Here is a 19,943-nt window from a genome sequence, read left to right as displayed (position 1 = left end):
GATTTACTTTGATTGTCGGTTTTTACCTGTAAGCTCGTGAAAAACATCTTCTATTTTATTATCCACCCACTTCAATTCCTGGATCTTATAGCGATGTGTCACTGCCCAATCAAATATATTTTGCGTCAGCAGAGGATCGTCATCAGAGATCAAAAAACTATTTGTAGACGAAGTTACCACCCCGGGCCAGGTGTGTTGAAGCTTATTTAACTCTACCGACTGATCAAAAGTGACCACAGCACTCGGCTTGACAGATAATTTGGATTTTAGCATATTCATATCATCATCTGCGATGATCTTGCCTTCATGGATTACGATACATCGATGACAAATAGATTCTACTTCCTGGAGTATATGAGTAGAAATGAGCACTGCATGTTCTTTACCTAATGATTTGATGAGTGCACGGATGTCCAATATCTGGTTTGGATCTAGTCCTGTAGTAGCTTCATCAAGTATGTACAAATCCGGGTGATGCAATATAGACTGCGCCAGACCTACCCTTTGTTTATACCCCTTGCTCAGATTTTGGATCTGCTTGAATTGCTCCTGCTTCAGACCACATGCCTCGATCGCTTCATCTATCATTTCTTTTCGATATCCCAATCCTTGCAATTCCATCATAAACTCCAACGATTCTCTGACATACAGTTCCCCATACATTGGATTTTGTTCAGGCAGATAAGCTAATGATTTGCGAAGTTGGATATTTTGAGGCGTCATTAGACTTCCATTGACTTCTATCGTACCATGATCAGGTGTAAGTATCCCGGCGATCATTTTCATGGTGGTGGATTTGCCGGCACCGTTAGGTCCAAGAAATCCTACTATCTCCCCTTTGTTGATAGTGAAATTAATATGGTCTACAGCCAACTGATTGCCATATGATTTGACTACATCTTGTACCTTCAGTACGCTCATGATGATACCAACGAAAATATGATAAAATATAATATCCTCATGCAGACGATTTGAGCAAGTTGACGAAATCGTCTAAAGCCATAGCATCGCCCAATTTCCAGGGACCGATCTGTGTTCTTGACAGTGCGTACAGGTAGGCACCTGAACCGACCGACCCGCCCAGATCATAAGCTAAACTACGGATATAAGTACCTGAACTGCATTTGATATCCATATTGATGATCGGAAGATTTATATCCCTCACTGTCAGCTCGTGAATATCGACGAACCGTGGCCTGGTGATGACCTCCAGCCCTTTGTGTGCAGAGCGATAAGCTTTTTTGCCATTGATTCTTACTGCTGAAAAAATAGGTGGATACTGCTTAATGTTTTTTCCTACAAACTTCAAAGCGGTCTCTCTGATCAGACCTTCAGTAATATGTCCTATAGGATAATAGGTATCGATCGGTCGCTCTGAATCATAACAAGGGGTGGTCCCTCCTAAAAAGATTTGTGCCTGGTAATTTTTTGCATACTCATGTATCGAGTCCGTCAATTTTGTGAATTTGCCGGTCAAAATGATCATTAGCCCGGATGCTTTCGGGTCCAAAGTTCCAGCATGCCCTATTTTTATTTTTTTGATTCCAAGATTATAATTTAGTGCTAGTTTGCACTTATGCACTAAATCGTATGAAGTCCAATCAAGCGGTTTATTAATCAAGATCAATCTCCCTTCATGCCACTGATCAATGTCTGAAACATCGTCATTGATTTTTAACGGATTGATAACTGAATGCTCAATGGTTTCACTCATAATAAAGAACAATAGAATGAAACAATGATAGAAATAACACGAAGCCCGACAATCAGGCTTCGATTGTTTGTTCAGATTTGTGGCGGAAAATAGAGTATATAGACAGCCCAATACCTCCAAGGATCACGATAGGCGCCAGGACCGTCCTCCTAAAGCTATAGATGATGCTTTCGTCCCATACATCTTTGCTTGGCATTTTGCCTCCCATCATCAATAGGTACCCGAGGATCACTAAACCAACACTGATCATCATCCATTTCAGATTATCCTTGTTAAATGTAAAGTCAGTAGGGGTATTTGTTCGGTTACTAACAGTTTTTTTACGAATATTGATGTTGGAAGAAGGTCCAGAGACAGATTCTGATTTTTTTGTCTCAGTCTTTATCACTTTTTTAACACCAGGTGATATTTTTGCCATACTTTGATTTTATCGTCAAAAATAGCCATTTTGGTGATTATAGATAGATTTTATAATATGTTTAAGACACTTAGCCTGATTGTTGCACTTTTATTTTTCACCTTCCTATCAGGATTGTGTCAAAATATTCAATTTTTTAACCCCTCTTTTGAAGGTGAGCCCAGGGACGCTATTACCCCGCTGGGATGGATAGGTTGTGAAGATGGTACCACTCCTGATATATTGCCCGGACCCTGGGGCGTCTATCTTCCCGCCGCGGAAGGTCAGACCTATATGGGCCTCATAGTTCGTAAAAATGGAACCTGGGAATGTGTCGGCCAAAGATTGCCTCAAACACTTAAAGCAGGCAATTGCTACTATTTTAAAATGATGCTCGCACATGCCAGTACCTACAATGGATACAACAAGGCAGCAGTAGTGAGAGTATGGGCGGGCAGTGAACGCTGTGAAAAAAAGCAAAAATTATATGAAAGTGCTCCTATCAGCCATACTACCTGGAAGCCTTACACCATAAGGTTTAAACCTAAAAAAGATATCGATTTTATCATCATCGAGGCTTATTACAATCCAAATCTATCTTATACTTATAATGGTAATATCATGATCGACGATATTTCTCCAATCATCACTTGTGATAAAGCTGAGCTAATCGCCCGCAAATAGCCTTGAGAAATCACCAATATTCAAATTGGGAAGCGTTAAAATTCTATAACTATTGCAATAATATTTGTTAAGGTCAAAGTATCTTAACAGAACACCTTCTTGCAACATATATAACTGATCATCATATATTTAGAGCTTGCTTCTTACAATAAAATATCATCTTCGTGTTGATCTGGGTTTTGAATTTATGATTTCGAATGAGATGATTTATTAGTTTTTAACATATGTCTGGGGGTTTTGGTATTAAATTTGAACTGACAATTATAAATAATCCCTCATGATCGTATTCAGTATTTCAATGATCGCTGTCTTACTTTATATAAGTAGTCAGATCGCAAAACCCAAGCCTTACAAAGGCCAGTACCTGTAAGTCGTCGATTTTATTCGATAACCCATGGATGCATAAAGGGTTCGATTTAGAAATCGAACCCTTTATTGTTTTATTCTAACCATGTTAGTCAGACAAGATCTATATTATTTTGAAGCCCGCACCACTAAGTTTTTAAATTCAGCCGGCTGATCTCCAGTACACCACAAGCCGAATTTTCCATGTATGATGATGGCGAGCCGACTCACTTCTAAAGATGGTAAAGCATTATTATTGACGAATACCTGGACCTTCTTTTCTCCAATTATGACTTTGGCATGTACCCAAGATTCTGCTGGCGGGGCTGGAATAATCTTGTTTTCATAAGTCTCAGGAAAATTACTTCTGAGTACATGCCATGGATAAACTGGTTCAAAAGTGTATTGTAGCGAGTGCGTAATGCGCTCAGGGTTATTAAAATTAAAAGGTCTGAAATAGATGAGTTCCATCACCTGAGTATTCCTATATGTTTCTTTCGATTGGATATTAAAGGCTAAACCTAAAAAACTGTGCTGAAACACATCCCGACCTCTTAAGTCAAATTCAATCTCCCCGGTAGAAAATTCCTTGCCATTATATACCATTAAACAGCTCCCATCACTTTGCAAAGTGACCATTCCGTTTTCTATTTTCACTTGAGCACTATCGTATGACCAAAGGTCTTTTGTATTAAAGTCAGTAGGTAAATTCTGGGCCAAGCCTTCAGAAGATAGAAAAAGGAAGCAGGCCAATAAGGAAATAGCGTTTTTCATGATACAATTTTTATGGATAATGTTGTAAATATGCAAACAATATTGCTCACTACCCTTTCCAAATCTTATTCAATCCTGTTCATTTATATGCCAAGTTTAAAACTAATAATGCGCATAAAATTTAGATCATATTTTTAACAAGCACAATCGGGGCCGCAAGGAGCATTTTTAATACTTTCCTGTACAATGCCTGTGGATACCTCCAGAGAAGAGGCTTCTCTTATCCCTTGAATGATCACATTGATCGTACAGGTACCACCAAGCTTTTCGTCGTGGATTACTATTTTCCTACAGGATCCCTCTGTCAAACCCAAAAGAGGCTTTTCCAACTCAGGATGTATGACACCTGTCCCATGTATATATTCTACTGGGGGACCATTTAATTGATCTATGAGTACTTTTCCTGAGTCATCAGTCATCTTGTATCTTAAAGTGACTACCCGATTATTTTCTATTTTCAACATCATGATTTATTTAAAGGAAGTACTTTTCCAGATACCAAAGTCTTTTGTACATCCAGTGTGCCATATACCCAGTGCAAATACGGTTTGCCAGCACGCAGGCTCACGTTTCCAAATCCAGTGGCAGTAGATAGAAAACTGGTAAAATCGCCAATTTTAGAATCTACAAACAAAGTTTTATCTACTGCATCATATCGCACGCCGGTGAGTGCTTGCAGGTAACCATAACTAGAGAGCGCCCTGGCATACCAATGCCCACATTCATATTCGTTGAAAGGATTGCGCACTTTACCATCATATCGATTACGGGATGCTCTGACGATCTCAAGTCCTTTCTTCACTTCACCGACTTTCATGAGATGTGACGCCACCTGGTGTTCTATACCGGTCCATACCTCATCACTGTACACAAAAGGTAACGACAGTTTTCCTCCTTTCGGCCAGGTGCATAATAACAGGCCTCCTTCATTGCCCAAAGCAAAGGACGGCCGTTGAGGATTGGCATGATCACTCAGATTCAGTTTCAGATTGTAGCGATGTACTGAGGTAAGATGATTTTTGATTTTCTCCGCATCGACTATATCTTCTATTCCACACATAGTTGATATCCAACTGCCCAGAACTCCATCAGAAAGGCATCCGGCACCATATTGATATTTTGGCCCTTCTTTTTCCAATAATTTTTTTGCTTCGTCAGAATACGCTCCGCTAAAAGATTGTACAGTAGTAGGATCTTTTGCATTCAATCCTTTAAATATTATTTTCTGGATAAAATATTCTCCGTTGTAAAGTTCTTGTTCCAGGTAGACTTTGCCTTTGTCCAATAAAGTTTGATACAAGGAGATTTCATGCCCTAAATAACTTCCCATCGCAATGAATGCTTGCAAGGCCCCTACATAAAAGGTGGTATGCATGCCATCAGGCCCCCAAAATTCAATGTCATAAGTATTGTGATGGGGTTCTTCGATGATACCTTTTCCAGCTGGATCCCAGGTCCTGATGCAATAATCCAGGCTGGTTTTTACCATGGGATACATTTTAGCCAACCACGATTTATCTCCATATATTCTCCATTCTCTGTACACTTTCATTATACCGCCCAACTGACCATCTGCGGCAGCATGAAAATCATGGCTAGCCGGTTTTATTGGAATGATTGCTCTAAAATTTTGGTGACCTTGCTCATCCTGGTTTTCACAAAACTCTGTATGCCTAAGACTTCTCTCCAGGTGCGGAAACAAATGCGGGATAGCTTGCGCATAATTCCACACATGCGTGCAAGAGCCATGACAGCAACCACTGCTATCCCCACATCCTTCAAAACTCCAGAGGCGACCATCATACTGTCGCATAACAGTAGGTGATTTCAATATAGTAAGATTGCATGCCACTGCTTCGATCACTTCAGGAGGAAGCGTACTTGCATAAAAAGCATCCTTAAATAAAACAGACTTTTCCCGAAGCACTTTATAATTAGACTTCCAAAATGCCAGCACCTCATCGATGGAAGCAAACCGACTGCTATACCATGGTTTATAATACTTTCCATCGTATTCTTTGTCAGTAGACGACTCCAGCAGGATATCTGATGGGGCATTGCAGAAACCACTGGCAGGATTACAGTTTTCTATCCGTATACCCATTTTGCCATAGGTCTCCATCGTATCAGGAGAATACCATGCCAGTTGAACAGTGATTGTTTTGGATTTGCCCACCGGCAACAAAAAAGGCAGATACAAGGAAGCACCTGGAGCGTCTTTGTCTACGGGCTCAGAAGATTTTATTTGTGCATCTTTGACAGCGTTCCAGGCCATGGTGAGGGGGTCCCACCACCCTCCTCTAAACCAACAATGATCGACTAGGGTGCCAGGGTCATCCACACAAAAAGCCATTTGTGTAGCAAAGGGTTTTTCTGCAGTCCCTTCTTCAGATAAAATAAATCCATGCTCCGTTGATTTGATAGAATTTTTACCATCAGCTAATTTTAAAAAATTTTTGGTGTTTAATGAAAATACTGCATCCATTGCCGCAGATCCGGTATTGGTAAATTGATATTCCAGAGCAGCCACCGGCAGGCTTGAATGATATTCATCAGTAGGTATAAAAGGGCTCCAACCCGTCACTTTTATCTTCATTGGAATCTCGGGATCCTGCAGCTCAAGAAAACTAAAAGGGAACCTGGTCAGAAATGAGGCGTTACTAAATCTAGGTAGCCCTGTGGTGGCTCCTCCAAGTCCATTGCCAGATTCTTTGAGTCCAAATTTTTTCCAATCAGGCACAGGTCCTTCGATTACTTTGGAAATAATATTATTCCCTTTGATGGCTATGGCTGCAAAAATACCTGGCTCATTAAAAATATCAGGTCGATTCCTTATCGAGATATGGGAGAGTGCACCAGTACCTTCCATACAAATCATCCCTGCCCCTATACCTCCCATAGGAAAAGCTATTCTATCCAAATTTTCGTTGGAGTAAGCTTCATTATATTTTCGCTTATCCTGCTTCACTTTCACTTTTGTATCTGCATTCTCCGAAAGAAGCTGGTTCTCAGATATTGCTGCTGTGGACAGGATGGCGGCGGATGCCCCACCGAGACTGATATTCTTTAGAAATGTTCGGCGGCCTTTATTTTTTTTCATAATCCTATTTTAATTGCAGCTATTAAGATAAATACATAAGTTGAGTTCGAACAAAAATTTACTCTAATTTTGCCGCTCTATCATGGTGACAGTAGAAATATGTGCTCAATCTTATCAAGCAGCGATCAACGCTTACGAAGGGGGAGCACACAGGATCGAATTATGCAGAAAGCTCCCTGGCGGTGGCCTCACTCCATCGATCACTGTAATCAGGCAGGTTTGCCAGGAAATCAATATCCCTGTATATGTATTAATCCGACCACGGGAAGGTGACTTTGTATTCAATGCACAAGAAATAAACGCTATGCAACTCGATATTGCAAAATGCCTTGACGCAGGCGCTTCGGGTATAGTATGCGGAGTACTCGATGCCTCTGATAGTATAAATGTAGCTGGTTTATCGCTCCTGGTGGCGGCATGCCAGGGAATGCCTTTTACTTTTCATCGTGCCTTTGAGCAAATTAAGGATCAGGATATAGCTATCCAACAAATGATGAGTTTGGGTGGTGTCCATCGAATATTGACCGGAGGCAAAACCGGCAATGCCTATCAATGCAGAAAGGAACTTAAAGAGTTAAACTTCCGATTGGGTGACCAGATCATATTACTGGCCGGCAGCGGCGTAACCAGTGCAAATGCTTCTTCGATAGTCAATGAAACCGGTGTCACAGAAATCCATGCTTCTGCAAAATATACCACCACTGATGACTGGAACAAGGCCATCAATCCATATGACAGCGATCCTCAGGAAGTGAGGCGAATTGTGGCAGCTGTCAAATAAAGCTAAAAATACTTAGATGCCTACCCAGGCCTACAACCTGTTTTAATTGAGCTTATAATCAAAACCCATTGACTGAAACTCAGCTAATAAATGATGATTTACTTCTACCTTGTATTCATTGGATAGTAGGTACAAGTAGTTTTGAGAAACCATGTCGTGCAAGACAATACGCAAGGCAGAATTGCCTCGCTGTGATTCAATAAGTTCTTTCAATTTAGCAATCTTTTTTTCGTCAATAGTTTGAACGGGCACTTTGACCATGATACCTTCTGAGACCGTAGATCCGGCACTAGCCAATTGTTGAACTGATTGAAGTTTAAACCGGGTGGCTCCATCCTGGAAAGATCTATTAGTGGCTTTGATATAAACCATTTGTCCGATTTCCAGACGATTTTTAAAATCAAGATATTCTTCGCTGAACAAAGGAAATTCAAAACTTCCAAAGTAGTCTTCAATTACAAAATTGCCATATCCTGTACCTTTCTTGCTGATTTTATGTTCAGCCTTAGTTACAATACCAGCCAATTTCAAAGGAGTATCTTTAAAATTAGGCACATTGGCCATGGTACAAGTAGTAAAGTTTTCTAACACAAATTTGTATTCGTCCAGTGGATGTGCAGATATAAAAATGCCCAGGATATCTTTTTCTTTATTGAGTCGTTCGATCAAGCTCCATGGAGGGCATACCGGGAATGCCGGTTCAGGCATTTCCATATCCCGATCCATGCTAAACAAAGACATTTCATTTTTTGATTTCATCTCCTGCCATTGAGCACCCAGACGAAGGGCATGTTCGATATAACTTTCATATTGACCACTTGGAGCAAAATACTGCGAACGGTCGACTTGAGGATGGAGAGAATCTAATCCACCTCCTAAGACCAATGCTTCCAGGCTTTTTTTATTGATAGACCTAAGATTAAGCCTGGATGTAATATTGAAGATATTGGTGAAAGGGCCAGAAGCTTTCCGTTCGCTGAGTATATCTTGAACAGGACCCTTTCCTACTCCCTTTAGGGCTGACATACCAAATCTAATCCTATTTTCTTTGGTCACCGTAAAATTGAGACCACTTTCATTGATGTCAGGGCCTAATACTTGTATTCCCATGCGCTTAGCTTCCTGCAGGTAAAACTCCAGCTTGGTGATATCATTTTTGTTGTGTGTAAGCACCGCTGACATAAATTGCAGCGGATAATGCGCCTTGAGATAAGCTGTCTGAAAAGCTAGTATGGAATAGGCGGCCGCATGACTTCTGTTGAAGCCATAATCTGCAAATCGGGCCATTAATTCAAATATTTCTTCGGCTTTCGATTCGTCCACACCTTGTTTCATGGCACCTTCCACGAATAATAATCTGTGCCGTTGCATCTCTTCATGTTTCTTTTTACCCATCGCCCTGCGCAACATATCCGCACTGGCCAAGGTATATCCTGCCATGATCTGAGCAGTCTGCATGATCTGCTCCTGATAGACCAGGATGCCATAAGTAGGCTTGAGCAATTCCTCTAATTTGGGATGAGGATATTCTACTTTTTCCAGGCCCATTTTCCTTTTGATAAAGGATGGAATATTGTCCATCGGACCAGGTCGGTATAAAGCATTCATAGCGACCAAATCTTCTATATTCTCAGGTTTGAGATCCCGCAAATATTTTTGCATGCCATCTGATTCAAACTGGAATATACCCACCATCTCCCCTTTCTGAAATAAATCAAAAGTCAGGTCATCTTCTAGCGGAATTGTATCCAGGTCCAACTGCTCACCAGTAGAGTCTTCAATCAAGTTGAGGGTATCATTCAATATCGAAAGTGTACGGAGCCCCAGAAAGTCCATCTTGAGCATTCCAGCTTCCTCTACCAGGGACCCCTCAAATTGGGTTACCAATAATTGGGTTTCTTTAGAGGTACAGACGGGGATGATTTTATCAATGGGATCAGGCGCGATGATGATACCTGCTGCATGAATACCTGTATTACGAACAGATCCTTCTAATCTTTCTGCCAGTGAAAGGATCTCAGCAGCATGGTCCTTACCGCCTTTTATGTCACGCAGTTTGATGATCTGACTCATTTCATCGGATGAAAATTCATTTTTTAAAACCTCCAATTCTTTGTTTAAAATATCGGCCAGTTGAGTCTTTGGTTTGAGTGGTACTAGTTTTGCTATATAATCCACTTCAGACAAAGGATGTTCCAGTACCCGCCCAACATCGCGAATAGCAGATTTAGCTGCCATAGTACTGAAAGTCACTATTTGGGCTACTTGTTCCTTACCATACTTCTCTACTACATAATCTATCACTTTTTGCCTGCCATCATCGTCAAAATCAATATCCATATCAGGCATAGATACCCTTTGAGGATTAAGAAATCTTTCAAAAAGCAAATTGTATCTGATTGGATCCAGACCGGTGATCGACAGACAATAAGCTACTGCTGATCCTGCTGCGCTTCCCCTACCTGGACCTACCCTGACTTCAAGTTTTCTAGCTTCTTTGATAAAATCCTGCACAATCAAAAAATAACCTGAAAACTTCATTTCAATTATCACCTTCAGCTCATATTCAAGACGGTCGACCACGATTTGCGTCAATTCTCCATATCGGGATCTGGCCCCTTCATAAACTAAGTGTCTCAGATATTCTGCCTGGTTGCCAAATTGAGCAGGAATAGGAAAGTTAGGCAACATGATATCTCTCTTCAACTTAGGGGTCTCCACTTTTGAAAAAATCTCCAAAGTATTATCCAAAGCATAAGGCAAGTCAGCAAATATGGTCCTCATCTCTGCTTGTGTCTTAAGGTAAAACTCTTTGTTGGGGAATTTAAACCGATCAATCTCAGCAAGTTTTGAGTTGGTATTTACGCAAAGCAGTATATCATGAGGTTCCCAATCATCTTTCTCAAGATAATGAACATCATTGGTCGCTATGACTTTGACATTGTATTTTTTAGCAAACTGGACAAGAATTTTATTGACATCCTCCTGGCTAAGTCCGCTGTTCTCCAGATTCGTCAGTCCATGACGCTGCAGTTCAATATAAAAATCTTCCCCGAGCAGATCTTTCCACCATTTGACTAGTTTCTCCGCTTCCTCTAATTTGCCAGCGATGATATGCTGAGGTATCTCGGCACCTAAGCAACAAGAAGTAGCGATCAATCCTTCGTGATATTTGAGTATCAGTTCTTTATCAATCCGCGGATACTTGCCATACAAACCCTGGATATACCCCAGAGAGCACAACTTGGATAAATTTTGATACCCTGTAGGATTTTTGGCTAAAAGAAGTTGATGGTAGCGTTCATCTTTTTCGCCCTTATTTTTCGAAAAGGCCTGCTTGTGGCGATCATCCACCATGTAAAACTCACATCCGACGATAGCTTTGAGACCTTTTTTGTTGGCTTCATTGACAAAATTAAAGACACCAAACATATTGCCGTGATCCGTAATGGCAATACCTTTCTGGCCATCCAACTTTACTTTTTCCATCATATCGGCGATATCACAAGCACCATCGAGCAAGGAATATTGAGTGTGACAGTGTAAATGAATCATCTCAGGCATAGCGCTAATTTAGGCTGGAATTTGCAGATCATATTATATTATTACTATATATCGGTAAAATTTAATTCCTATGTGAAAAAACTTTATATTTGCGCCCTAAAATTAAGGGAAATACAAAAAATAATTTATTTTCTATGTTTTGAAAATCAATGACTTATGGCTACAAAATCCACAAAGAAGGCAAACACTAAAAAACCTGTAACTAAGCCGATCTCAAAGAAGGTTGTAAAAGTATCCAGCGCTAAAGCAACTAGACCTGCATCAAAACCTTCTAAAAAATCAAGTCCGAAGCCGCTAGCCAAAAAAGCTGCCTTAAAGCCAGCTACCAAATCAAAATTGAGTGCTAAAGTGATCTCAAAACCGACGAGTGCGAAAAAGAATAAACCTGCCACCGCCCCTATAAAATCTTCCGGCAAATCAGCGCCTTCTAAAAAGCCAGTCATCACCGTAAAATCAAAGGCGGTATCCAATGCAAAAATCAAATCTATCCCAACAAAAAAAGCAGCCGTCCCTGCAGTCAGTACTAAAGTTATAAAGCCCAGACAAAACCCTAAACCAGCATCAGCACCAACCATCACTGTCCCTGTTGCTAAACCAGAAAATAAGAAACCAGTGAATAAACCTTTATTAAAAAATGAAGCCCCCCCAGCTACTACAAATGGTAAAACGAGATACAATGATCAAGATCTGGTCGAATTCAAAAAGGTCATTGATGATAAACTAGATCACGCACGCAAAGAATTGACCTATCTACAGGAACAGATAGTGGAAATGAATGAAAACAATGCCGACATTCAGGGCAGCGATTGGTTTGATGACAGCAGCATTCACGCCGAAGTAGAGCTATTAAACAATATGGCTATCCGTCAAAGACAGTTTATTCAAAACCTTGAGAATGCTTTGATTAGGATTGAAAATAAATCCTATGGTATTTGTACGATCACTGGTACGTTAATAGACAAAAAAAGACTGATGCTTGTACCCCATGCCACCAAAAGCATAGAAGCCAAACATATAGAACAAGCCACGATGGTACCGGTACTCAACCAGGTCGCTCCTGACGAACGTGTACTTCGTAGATCTGCCGAAGGCAAAGCAGCCAAAAAAGCTGGAAGTAAAAAGGCAAAAGGTAAGTCATCACGGGATTATGATGAAGAGGATGGAGACGAAACAGTAGAATCTAATAGTGAAGACTTAGATATCGGCTTTGCAGGCGGTGATGATTAATAGTTCACTCACAATATGTTCAGCTGGTGAATCGTTTTTGTTAATTAATAAAGAACGGTAATAGTATTTTGGTAAGATCTTCGTTGATCGCCATCCACTAAAAGGACTATCCGATATAGATAAACACCTGATTCTATTGCGGTGCCATGCTCTGTACCATCCCACCAATCTGATGCTGAGTCGATAGAGAAATCTTTGGCCTCAAAGATCAATCCTCCCCAACGATTGTAAATCTGGTATACTTGGACAATAGCATCACCCGGGTAGTAAATCTTAAATAAATCATTTTTCCCATCATGGTTGGGAGTAAATACATTGGGTATAAAGGCCTCACACGTTTCTTCTGTAACAGTAAAAGCAGTATCCGTCGTGCAAAACCCACTTTGAACAGTGAGCAGATGACGACCCTTTTTAAGATCATTAAAAATAGTTGAAAACTGAGGTGAAGTATGGTCCAGACTAAAACTCCATGACGCTGTAAGATCCTCTGGTCTTATTTCTACTGATGCATTGTCCTGATGGCACGTAGCATTTTTGACTTTTAAAGAAAACCGAAGTATTGGATCTGGAAAATCGAGATTAAAAGAAGTGCTGTCAAAACAACCCATTGAGTCACTCACCCTGACCAAATGATGTCCTGGCATCACTTGGAGCAGATCGGCATTTGATTGAGGCGGGGCATTATCAAGGCTGTAAGAGTAGTCTTGGGTCGAGGAAGAAGTGATTATGCCTACCTGACCCAATTCAGTGCAGGTTGGCTGCGAAATATTAAGGTTCGTTATTTCTGGTCCGTCTGCCCTTTTTACTTTCATTGAAACCGAATCGACGCAATTTTGGCCGTCTTTGGCATACGCGATGTACTGGCCGGGCATCAAAGAATTAAAGGCTCGACTGTTCGTATAACTGAGCCTATCCAGGGAATATAAGAGTGCCCCCATACCTCCGGAAGCGTGGATCCGTATGCTGCCATTATTTGCATTACAATTGGCTGGGGATGAAAACAGGGAATCAATATGAGGCGGGCTATACTGAATAAAATCGTATTGACTAGCAACCCCAACTGCCGCCTTGGACAAATGACATTCCCAAGGAACATTCAATCCATCAAAAGGAATGGCCAATAAACTGTCAGGTCTCAAACCAATGAGCTGTACACCGGCACAAGGATCTGGGCCCTTCGGTAAATAAAACAAATCCTGAACCAGGATTTTATAATTGCCGGGGACCACTAAGGTGTTTTTGCTAAAATCACTATAATTTATTTTGACCACCGTTCTGTTGGTATTAAAAATCCATAAAGTGTCATCAATAAATGTTATGGCACCGGTAGGTTCGTATCCAAGATCACCAAGATATTTTTCCCTTAAAGAAATAAGATCAAGACTATAGGTAAAACCTTCTGAACCAGTCACATACAGGACTCCATCGACACTGAATTTCATTCCTCTAAATGATTGGAGATTAAGAAAAGAATAAAGGAGGGTGCTTTTGCCAGAAGTGGTGTCTATAAAATAAAGCTTTCCATCAGTCGTCAATCCATATAAATCACCCATTTTATCGTAGGTAATATCAGCCAACTGACCAGGAATGTTCAACGAAAACAACAAAGTGGTTTCGCATGAAGTGTAATCAAACCTATAGATAGCATTGTGTTTATCCGCGATCAGAACAGACTGTGAATACATCACATAAGGTAAAATCTTAAATGCCAATATACTTACACATCTGAACAATCTAAGATGAAGGCTCATGTTTTAAAGAAAACGCAGCTGGTATTGTTAATATTTCCTTTTGATAGAAATCAAGAAAATATAACCGATCCGAATTACGATGGGACTTTAAAAACGGTTTTATTTTTCCACCAGGCAAGTAAACTTATCCCCAATAGTGAAGCCACTGTATAATATACAAAAGTAGGTATCGGGACAGGATCCCCGGCAGCGTAGGAGTGCAGCCCGGACAAATAATAATTAACCCCAAAGTAGGTCATCATCACAGATGCCAAGCCAAATAAAGAAGCAATATTAAAGGCAAAATGCCCCCTCAGCCCAGGTATAAATCGCATATGTAAAATGAACGCATACACCAATATCGTCACTAAAGCCCAAGTCTCTTTGGCATCCCAACCCCAATACCTTCCCCATGATTCGTTTGCCCAGACACCGCCCAAATAGGTCCCGATACTTATGATGAATAATCCTGCAATCAAAGTCATCTCACTGGTCAGGGTCAGCTCAGAAATCGTTCTATTCAGTCGATCTTTGTTTTTGGCAGTGCCAAATATCATCAAGACCAGATTCAGAATGCCAATCAAAGCCCCGAGTGTGAGGAATCCATAACTCCCAGCTTCCATAGAAACATGTATGGTGAGCCAGTAGGATTTGAGCACAGGAACCAAGGGAGTTATCTCCGGATCCATCCAACTCAACCCAGCCACCATCAAAATAGTCGAAGCCAGAATAGCTCCAGCTGCCATTCCTCCTAAAGATTTTCGGGAAAACGCCAATGAAGAAAGCACCGTGGTAAAGGCAATATAAATCATGGATTCGTAACCATTGCTCCAGGGCGCTCTACCTGACACATACCATCTGAGACCCAAACCAATCGTGTGAAATAAAAAGGCAATTCCCATACCGGAACTTGCCAGTAAAAGCGGCCATTTCATAGACCAGGAGGGGTTAAAAATGGTTACAAAGAACAATACCAAAATCAATAATCCTAACAATCCATAGTACATGCCCAATCTACTAAACACATTCATTTTATTGAGCAAAATCTCCAGTTTGACCTTGGTCGGATTCATCAAAACATGGCCTCCAAATTTTGATTGATATTTTCCGATTTCTGATAAAAGTTGATTGGATTCGTTCCAATTTTTCGAATTCATTGAATTTCTTACACTGGTGATATAGGGTATAAAATATTTGTCATTATACACCTGTGATACATTGATCCCATTGACTGCGTGAGGATCATTTGGAGATGTCCATGTATGATTGGCGTCTTCAGGAAGTGGAAACCATTGCATTAATCTACCCGTGTACACCATATTGCAGATATTGACCTTTTCATCCAACTTGATCAGTTCCTTTTCAAAAGTGCCTCTATCACGTGGTTCAAGATTATAGGCTTTCATCACGGCTTCCTGCAAAATATATTGAGGGTTAAAAAAATCATTGTAACTCAACATTTTACTAGAGTTATTCAATAATTTCTTCAAATCAGTGCTTTCTCCTACTTTGATCAAAGGCTGATCGGCCCATTCTTCAGGATAAGCCATCATGCCAAGGATGATTTGATCAGGGTTCTGTCCGAATAGAGATTCCTTTCGGGATATTTTTCTCAATATTTCACTGGACAAGCTATTCATCGGTTTAATACGACCATTTTGATCCTGCACCTGCAATCTACCGAACATCGCTGCATGGTCATTATCCATTGTATGTATAGCCGGCGTAATCACATTCGCAAATATGCTGGGGCTGAGAGCGAGCCATATCAGCAGGCTCAATGCTATTTTGCCGTGTTTGACAACCTCCTCTCGCATAGATTTTAATTTCTCAGATATCGACCTGAATCTGCTTTTACGGCTCAGCAACGTGAGTATCATACCTAAGGTTAATAAAAAATATCCGAGATAAGACACCCAGGTCCCAGGGGCATCATGATTGACGCTCAGGACCGTACCAAGCTCATCCTGATCAAAAGAAGATTGAAAAAAACGGTAACCTTGATGATCCAGCACGTGATTCATATAGATCCTTTGATCACGATTGACATTATTGACATTATCGATTAAGGTAACTTCGCTGGCATAAGAAGATGGACTATTAGTACCGGGATAACGGTCCAATATAAAATCATTCAGTTGAAGGTAAAACGGGACTTTGACTTCCTTCGATCCGTAAGCAATACCGATTTCACACTCCCCCACTTTCCTGTACTGATACTCCCCTAATTCCCCATGAATACCATAGGTTGATATAATGCCGCGGGATCCATTTACATCGATATCTAAATCAAGTAAAGCCAGGCTACCATTTTTCATTTTTGGAGAAGCTGAGGTATTGGCCAAAACAGCATTGGGTTTAAAATCACCAATGACAAAATTGAGACCTTGCAAGGTATACAAAGTCCTCACTAGCAATGGATTCAAAGCATTAGGGCCCAGCCGGTCGGTTTTTTGGATCGCCATTTGAAATTGGGTTATCGAATCAGGCGTCTGAATCAACAAATGCTGATCTTGGTATAGAAAATTGATCGCAGTCGGAATGATGCCGCCACCAAAATTAAAGACAGCTTCATGGATCAGCTTGGATTCCCCCTGTTTTAAATAATACTCTTCTCTACCATCACCGCCAGATATTACGACCTTAATTACCGGAGTGCCTGTTGGATCGTCGACCAGGGAAGTTGCTGGATTTGGCGTGAATTTTTTCAAATCGACCTGGATCAACTGACTGCCGATCTGGTAGGATTTGTCGAATTTGTTTTTGCCCAAAGAAGCAAAATAAACTGGTTCATCAAAGCTATAAGATTTTCCAGAAGGAGTCCGCACTTTAAACTTGAGATAGGTTTCGTTAGAGATGATAACATTGGATCGTGCTCCTTCGCGAATATGCATTCTTCCTTCAGTTCCAAAATAGCGAGTAATGCCAGCCCCAATAAGAATAATTAATATCGAAGCATGAAACAATAAGATCGCCCATTTTTTTTGTCTGATCATTTTAAAGCGAAAAATATTGATCAGTATGCTCATCCCAAACAGCACCAATAGTAACTCAAACCAGGCAGATCTGAATATCACTTTTTGTGCTGCACTGGTGCCAAAATCGTTTTCAACAAAAGTGGCCACACCTATGGAGATGGCAAATAAAAGGATGTATAGGCCACTAGCCCTGGTAGAAAATAATTTATCAAAAAAATTTTTAATCATTGTTTTTGGGGTAACTCCGGTAATTTATTTCAATTTACTTTCTTCCAGAATAACATCATATTTATATCCTGCTCCAAAATCTTTATTTAAAGCCAGCTTCCCCTCAAAGATTACAATATCCCCGAGCTGAACTTCATCCAACGTAGTGATCGTAAGGTCATATTTTTGACCGTCTTTGTTGGTGGTATTGTCTTGAATATGAAGCCAGTTTTTGTTTAAAATCATCCGATTGAGCTTGACACATTGCCCCTGGACTTTGATGGTTTTACCCTCAAATTTTTCTGGATTTTTAAACAATTCAGCTAAAGTAGTCACACCAGGGGCAGTTTCGATCTTGACTTCTTTTATTTTTATACCATCACCAGCTATCGGTGCAGTAGTGCTAGCCGCCGGTGTATTAACTGCTAAAGGATTTTCGCTCAGGCCAGGTGAGATCATCACGGTTTCAAATTTTTCACTAAACTGTAAAACTTCAGGATTGGCCATGATAATACCTCCGCGAAAATAATAGGTACTGCCCTTCTTTATCTCCTTGTCCAATGGAATAGCTACACAAAAGGACTTTGTGCCCTCCAAAACCTGTACATAAGTATACTTTGCCGTGTGTTGAACATCGATGGATTTTACTTCATGAAGGTCCATTGGAGTTGAAGCTGGAGTGCTAGATGCTTCCATTCCCACAGATTCCGGAGTATCCTCTTGTATGATGGTAGGTTTAGCCTTACAGGACGCTAGGAGAAGCACAATTATGCTTAAATAATAAATAATTTTGGTTGACATAAGTAATAGTTACGAATTAATAAATATTTGTCCTTTAAATTAAAATCTCTTCATCAAATTACAATATAAAGAATAATACTGCCTGCTGGCATCAAAGGTACCTTCTCCATGAAGGCTAAAGGATATTTTTTTCATTATTCTCATATTTAGCCCCATTTCAGCGATTCGCTGATTTAATGGCACCTCTGTATTGCCATATTGATAATGCACCTGGCGATAGGAAGATTCCAGCGACCATTTGTCCTGGTTAAAACTTTTATTGAGTCGTATACCAGCTAAAGTACCTGACAAATAATCCGTGCTTAAATAAGTACCAGAAAGCGATATATTCATTTGTATTCCTGGTATGTTATAATATGATAAGTAAATATCCGCATTTCTCGAAGGATCCTTTTTGTCTGCTTGAAATCTGTATCCCCCATTTATTCCAAGGCTCACGTTTTTTAATGGATCTATATTGATACCAAATCTCAATCCCTGGCGCACCTCTTGCTCTATGATTTGATCAATATAGTTTTTAAAAGACTCGAAATAAATAACGTTTTTCAATGCATCATAGGAAGAGTTTATTGAAAACTGCTTATTTATTTTGTAACGCAAAGATAAAAATATACTCGATGGAGAAAAAGTAGTGGATACTGTATTATTAACTTTTTTAAATAAATCGATTTCCATGGATGAAAACAACATAAGATTTTTGATCAACGTATTGGTATGTTGCAAGTAGGTAAATCTTCGATCAGTTTTAAAGTCATTTTTTTGTTCAAAAAAAGCGATGGTGCTGTTTATATCACCCCCTTTTTTATTTCTCCAGTTGTGACCTGCAAAAAGGCCAGCCTGCAGCAGCTTGAGATTAATTCCATAGTCTGTATAGTCTGGCCTGGAACCTAGGATGGCCCCATAAATCATATTTTTAACCTTTTTCTCATACTGTAATCCATCAACTGCCCCTAAATTGGAGACATTCAGATTGACTTTTCTACCAACAGCAAACATCACATTTTCCTTCGGATTATATTTCAATGCCAGGTTATAAATTTTAAGAGCCCCAAACAAATTATTCGTCACCTCCTGCCAATCACCGATTTTGTGTCTAAATGAAATGTAGGACTCCCCTCCCCATTTTGAGCCATTAATACTTCTGGCATTTAGAACCAAAGTATACCTCAGCCTGGTATCAATCTGATCATGACCAGATGATTTGGAAGAATAGGATGAGGCAGTCAATCTGCCGGTCACATTCTGTAGTTTTCGCAAAGATTTGGGCTTCGGTTTTTCGCTAATCAATTGATTTTGAGTATTTACACTAACTGAAAGCGAATCTGATTTAGAATCATTCTTTTGAATTTGTATCAAAACTCTTGCCACCAAAGAATCTCCAATATTTAATGTCTCTTTTGTAATTTTTTTACCCACACATGAAGTTGAAGACATATGATGAATCTCTAATGCCGGCTCCAGTTTGTCAAGCATTAAATAGAGTGTATCGCCCACCTTTATAAATTCTGTAGTCTGATATTTTACGTAATAATTGATGGAACTTTTGAATGTGATCTTACCTATTCTGGAAGTCAAGGTGTCCTGCCCAATTAACCAATTGGGTTGAGCTATTAATATGATTGAAAATATCCAATATCTCAC

General features: G+C 40.0%; 15 protein-coding genes. 3 read left to right on the top strand and 12 right to left on the bottom strand.

Features of this window, described 5'->3' with window-relative positions:
- Positions 1 to 3: 3 nt before the first annotated feature.
- The 3 genes from IPJ09_02470 to IPJ09_02460 are packed head-to-tail and all read right to left on the bottom strand — an operon-like array spanning position 4 to position 2,132.
- Positions 4 to 921: an ATP-binding cassette domain-containing protein gene (locus tag IPJ09_02470; GenBank protein MBK7370305.1), complete on the bottom strand. Its 918-nt coding sequence runs from the start codon at positions 919 to 921 to the stop codon at positions 4 to 6.
- A 37-nt stretch (positions 922 to 958) separates the two neighbouring features.
- On the bottom strand, positions 959 to 1,714 hold the full coding sequence (truB, locus tag IPJ09_02465) for a tRNA pseudouridine(55) synthase TruB (protein MBK7370304.1): 756 nt from the start codon (positions 1,712 to 1,714) through the stop codon (positions 959 to 961).
- A 52-nt stretch (positions 1,715 to 1,766) separates the two neighbouring features.
- Positions 1,767 to 2,132: a DUF3098 domain-containing protein gene (locus tag IPJ09_02460; GenBank protein MBK7370303.1), complete on the bottom strand. Its 366-nt coding sequence runs from the start codon at positions 2,130 to 2,132 to the stop codon at positions 1,767 to 1,769.
- A 57-nt stretch (positions 2,133 to 2,189) separates the two neighbouring features.
- Between IPJ09_02460 and IPJ09_02455 the strand changes: the two genes are divergently transcribed.
- Positions 2,190 to 2,795 carry a hypothetical protein gene (locus IPJ09_02455; GenBank protein MBK7370302.1) on the top strand — a complete coding sequence of 202 codons (606 nt, stop codon included), beginning with the start codon at positions 2,190 to 2,192 and terminating at the stop codon, positions 2,793 to 2,795.
- Between the two features lie 474 nt (positions 2,796 to 3,269).
- On the opposite strand, the gene IPJ09_02450 is transcribed toward IPJ09_02455, so the two are convergent.
- From IPJ09_02450 to IPJ09_02440, 3 genes are all read right to left on the bottom strand, one after another.
- On the bottom strand, positions 3,270 to 3,914 hold the full coding sequence (locus IPJ09_02450) for a hypothetical protein (protein MBK7370301.1): 645 nt from the start codon (positions 3,912 to 3,914) through the stop codon (positions 3,270 to 3,272).
- A 134-nt stretch (positions 3,915 to 4,048) separates the two neighbouring features.
- Positions 4,049 to 4,381 carry a hypothetical protein gene (locus IPJ09_02445; protein ID MBK7370300.1) on the bottom strand — a complete coding sequence of 111 codons (333 nt, stop codon included), beginning with the start codon at positions 4,379 to 4,381 and terminating at the stop codon, positions 4,049 to 4,051.
- Complete coding sequence (locus IPJ09_02440) at positions 4,378 to 7,014, bottom strand: hypothetical protein (GenBank protein ID MBK7370299.1); 2,637 nt, start codon at positions 7,012 to 7,014, stop codon at positions 4,378 to 4,380. The genes IPJ09_02445 and IPJ09_02440 overlap by 4 nt, the downstream gene beginning before the upstream one ends.
- A gap of 82 nt (positions 7,015 to 7,096) precedes the next feature.
- Between IPJ09_02440 and IPJ09_02435 the strand changes: the two genes are divergently transcribed.
- On the top strand, positions 7,097 to 7,795 hold the full coding sequence (locus IPJ09_02435) for a copper homeostasis protein CutC (GenBank protein ID MBK7370298.1): 699 nt from the start codon (positions 7,097 to 7,099) through the stop codon (positions 7,793 to 7,795).
- Between the two features lie 42 nt (positions 7,796 to 7,837).
- Here IPJ09_02435 and dnaE read toward each other — a convergent pair whose 3' ends face one another.
- Positions 7,838 to 11,350: a DNA polymerase III subunit alpha gene (gene dnaE / locus IPJ09_02430; protein MBK7370297.1), complete on the bottom strand. Its 3,513-nt coding sequence runs from the start codon at positions 11,348 to 11,350 to the stop codon at positions 7,838 to 7,840.
- 155 nt (positions 11,351 to 11,505) lie between these two features.
- Positions 11,506 to 11,934 (bottom strand): hypothetical protein, encoded by a 429-nt coding sequence (locus IPJ09_02425; GenBank protein MBK7370296.1) that lies wholly within the window; start codon positions 11,932 to 11,934, stop codon positions 11,506 to 11,508.
- A 37-nt stretch (positions 11,935 to 11,971) separates the two neighbouring features.
- Here IPJ09_02425 and IPJ09_02420 point away from each other — a divergent pair, with 37 nt between their 5' ends.
- Complete coding sequence (locus IPJ09_02420; GenBank protein MBK7370295.1) at positions 11,972 to 12,586, top strand: hypothetical protein; 615 nt, start codon at positions 11,972 to 11,974, stop codon at positions 12,584 to 12,586.
- A 44-nt stretch (positions 12,587 to 12,630) separates the two neighbouring features.
- Here the strand turns inward: IPJ09_02420 and IPJ09_02415 are convergent, their stop codons facing one another.
- The 4 genes from IPJ09_02415 to IPJ09_02400 all read right to left on the bottom strand — a co-directional run bounded on the left by IPJ09_02415 (position 12,631) and on the right by IPJ09_02400 (position 19,943).
- Positions 12,631 to 14,337 (bottom strand): gliding motility-associated C-terminal domain-containing protein, encoded by a 1,707-nt coding sequence (locus tag IPJ09_02415; protein ID MBK7370294.1) that lies wholly within the window; start codon positions 14,335 to 14,337, stop codon positions 12,631 to 12,633.
- Between the two features lie 74 nt (positions 14,338 to 14,411).
- Positions 14,412 to 17,522: a cytochrome c biogenesis protein CcsA gene (gene ccsA, locus IPJ09_02410; GenBank protein ID MBK7370293.1), complete on the bottom strand. Its 3,111-nt coding sequence runs from the start codon at positions 17,520 to 17,522 to the stop codon at positions 14,412 to 14,414.
- 24 nt (positions 17,523 to 17,546) lie between these two features.
- A complete protein-coding gene (locus IPJ09_02405) occupies positions 17,547 to 18,266 on the bottom strand; it encodes a hypothetical protein (GenBank protein ID MBK7370292.1) in 720 nt (239 codons plus the stop codon).
- A 75-nt stretch (positions 18,267 to 18,341) separates the two neighbouring features.
- Positions 18,342 to 19,943 (bottom strand): hypothetical protein, encoded by a 1,602-nt coding sequence (locus tag IPJ09_02400; GenBank protein MBK7370291.1) that lies wholly within the window; start codon positions 19,941 to 19,943, stop codon positions 18,342 to 18,344.

Source organism: Saprospiraceae bacterium, assembly GCA_016709995.1.
In the GTDB taxonomy this organism is placed as follows: Bacteria; Bacteroidota; Bacteroidia; order Chitinophagales; family Saprospiraceae; genus JADJLQ01.
Note: the sequence above shows the minus strand (reverse complement) of the source record. Positions and strands in the feature narration are given on the sequence as shown.

Coding starts and splice junctions, on each gene's coding strand:
- IPJ09_02470 (MBK7370305.1), bottom strand. CDS start 921: ATGAGCGTACTGAAGGTACAAGATGTAGTCAAATCATATGGCAATCAG.
- IPJ09_02455 (MBK7370302.1), top strand. CDS start 2,190: ATGTTTAAGACACTTAGCCTGATTGTTGCACTTTTATTTTTCACCTTC.
- IPJ09_02450 (MBK7370301.1), bottom strand. CDS start 3,914: ATGAAAAACGCTATTTCCTTATTGGCCTGCTTCCTTTTTCTATCTTCT.
- truB (MBK7370304.1), bottom strand. CDS start 1,714: ATGAGTGAAACCATTGAGCATTCAGTTATCAATCCGTTAAAAATCAAT.
- IPJ09_02435 (MBK7370298.1), top strand. CDS start 7,097: ATGGTGACAGTAGAAATATGTGCTCAATCTTATCAAGCAGCGATCAAC.
- IPJ09_02460 (MBK7370303.1), bottom strand. CDS start 2,132: ATGGCAAAAATATCACCTGGTGTTAAAAAAGTGATAAAGACTGAGACA.
- IPJ09_02445 (MBK7370300.1), bottom strand. CDS start 4,381: ATGATGTTGAAAATAGAAAATAATCGGGTAGTCACTTTAAGATACAAG.
- IPJ09_02425 (MBK7370296.1), bottom strand. CDS start 11,934: ATGGTTGGTGCTGATGCTGGTTTAGGGTTTTGTCTGGGCTTTATAACT.
- IPJ09_02440 (MBK7370299.1), bottom strand. CDS start 7,014: ATGAAAAAAAATAAAGGCCGCCGAACATTTCTAAAGAATATCAGTCTC.
- ccsA (MBK7370293.1), bottom strand. CDS start 17,522: ATGATTAAAAATTTTTTTGATAAATTATTTTCTACCAGGGCTAGTGGC.
- dnaE (MBK7370297.1), bottom strand. CDS start 11,350: ATGATTCATTTACACTGTCACACTCAATATTCCTTGCTCGATGGTGCT.
- IPJ09_02415 (MBK7370294.1), bottom strand. CDS start 14,337: ATGAGCCTTCATCTTAGATTGTTCAGATGTGTAAGTATATTGGCATTT.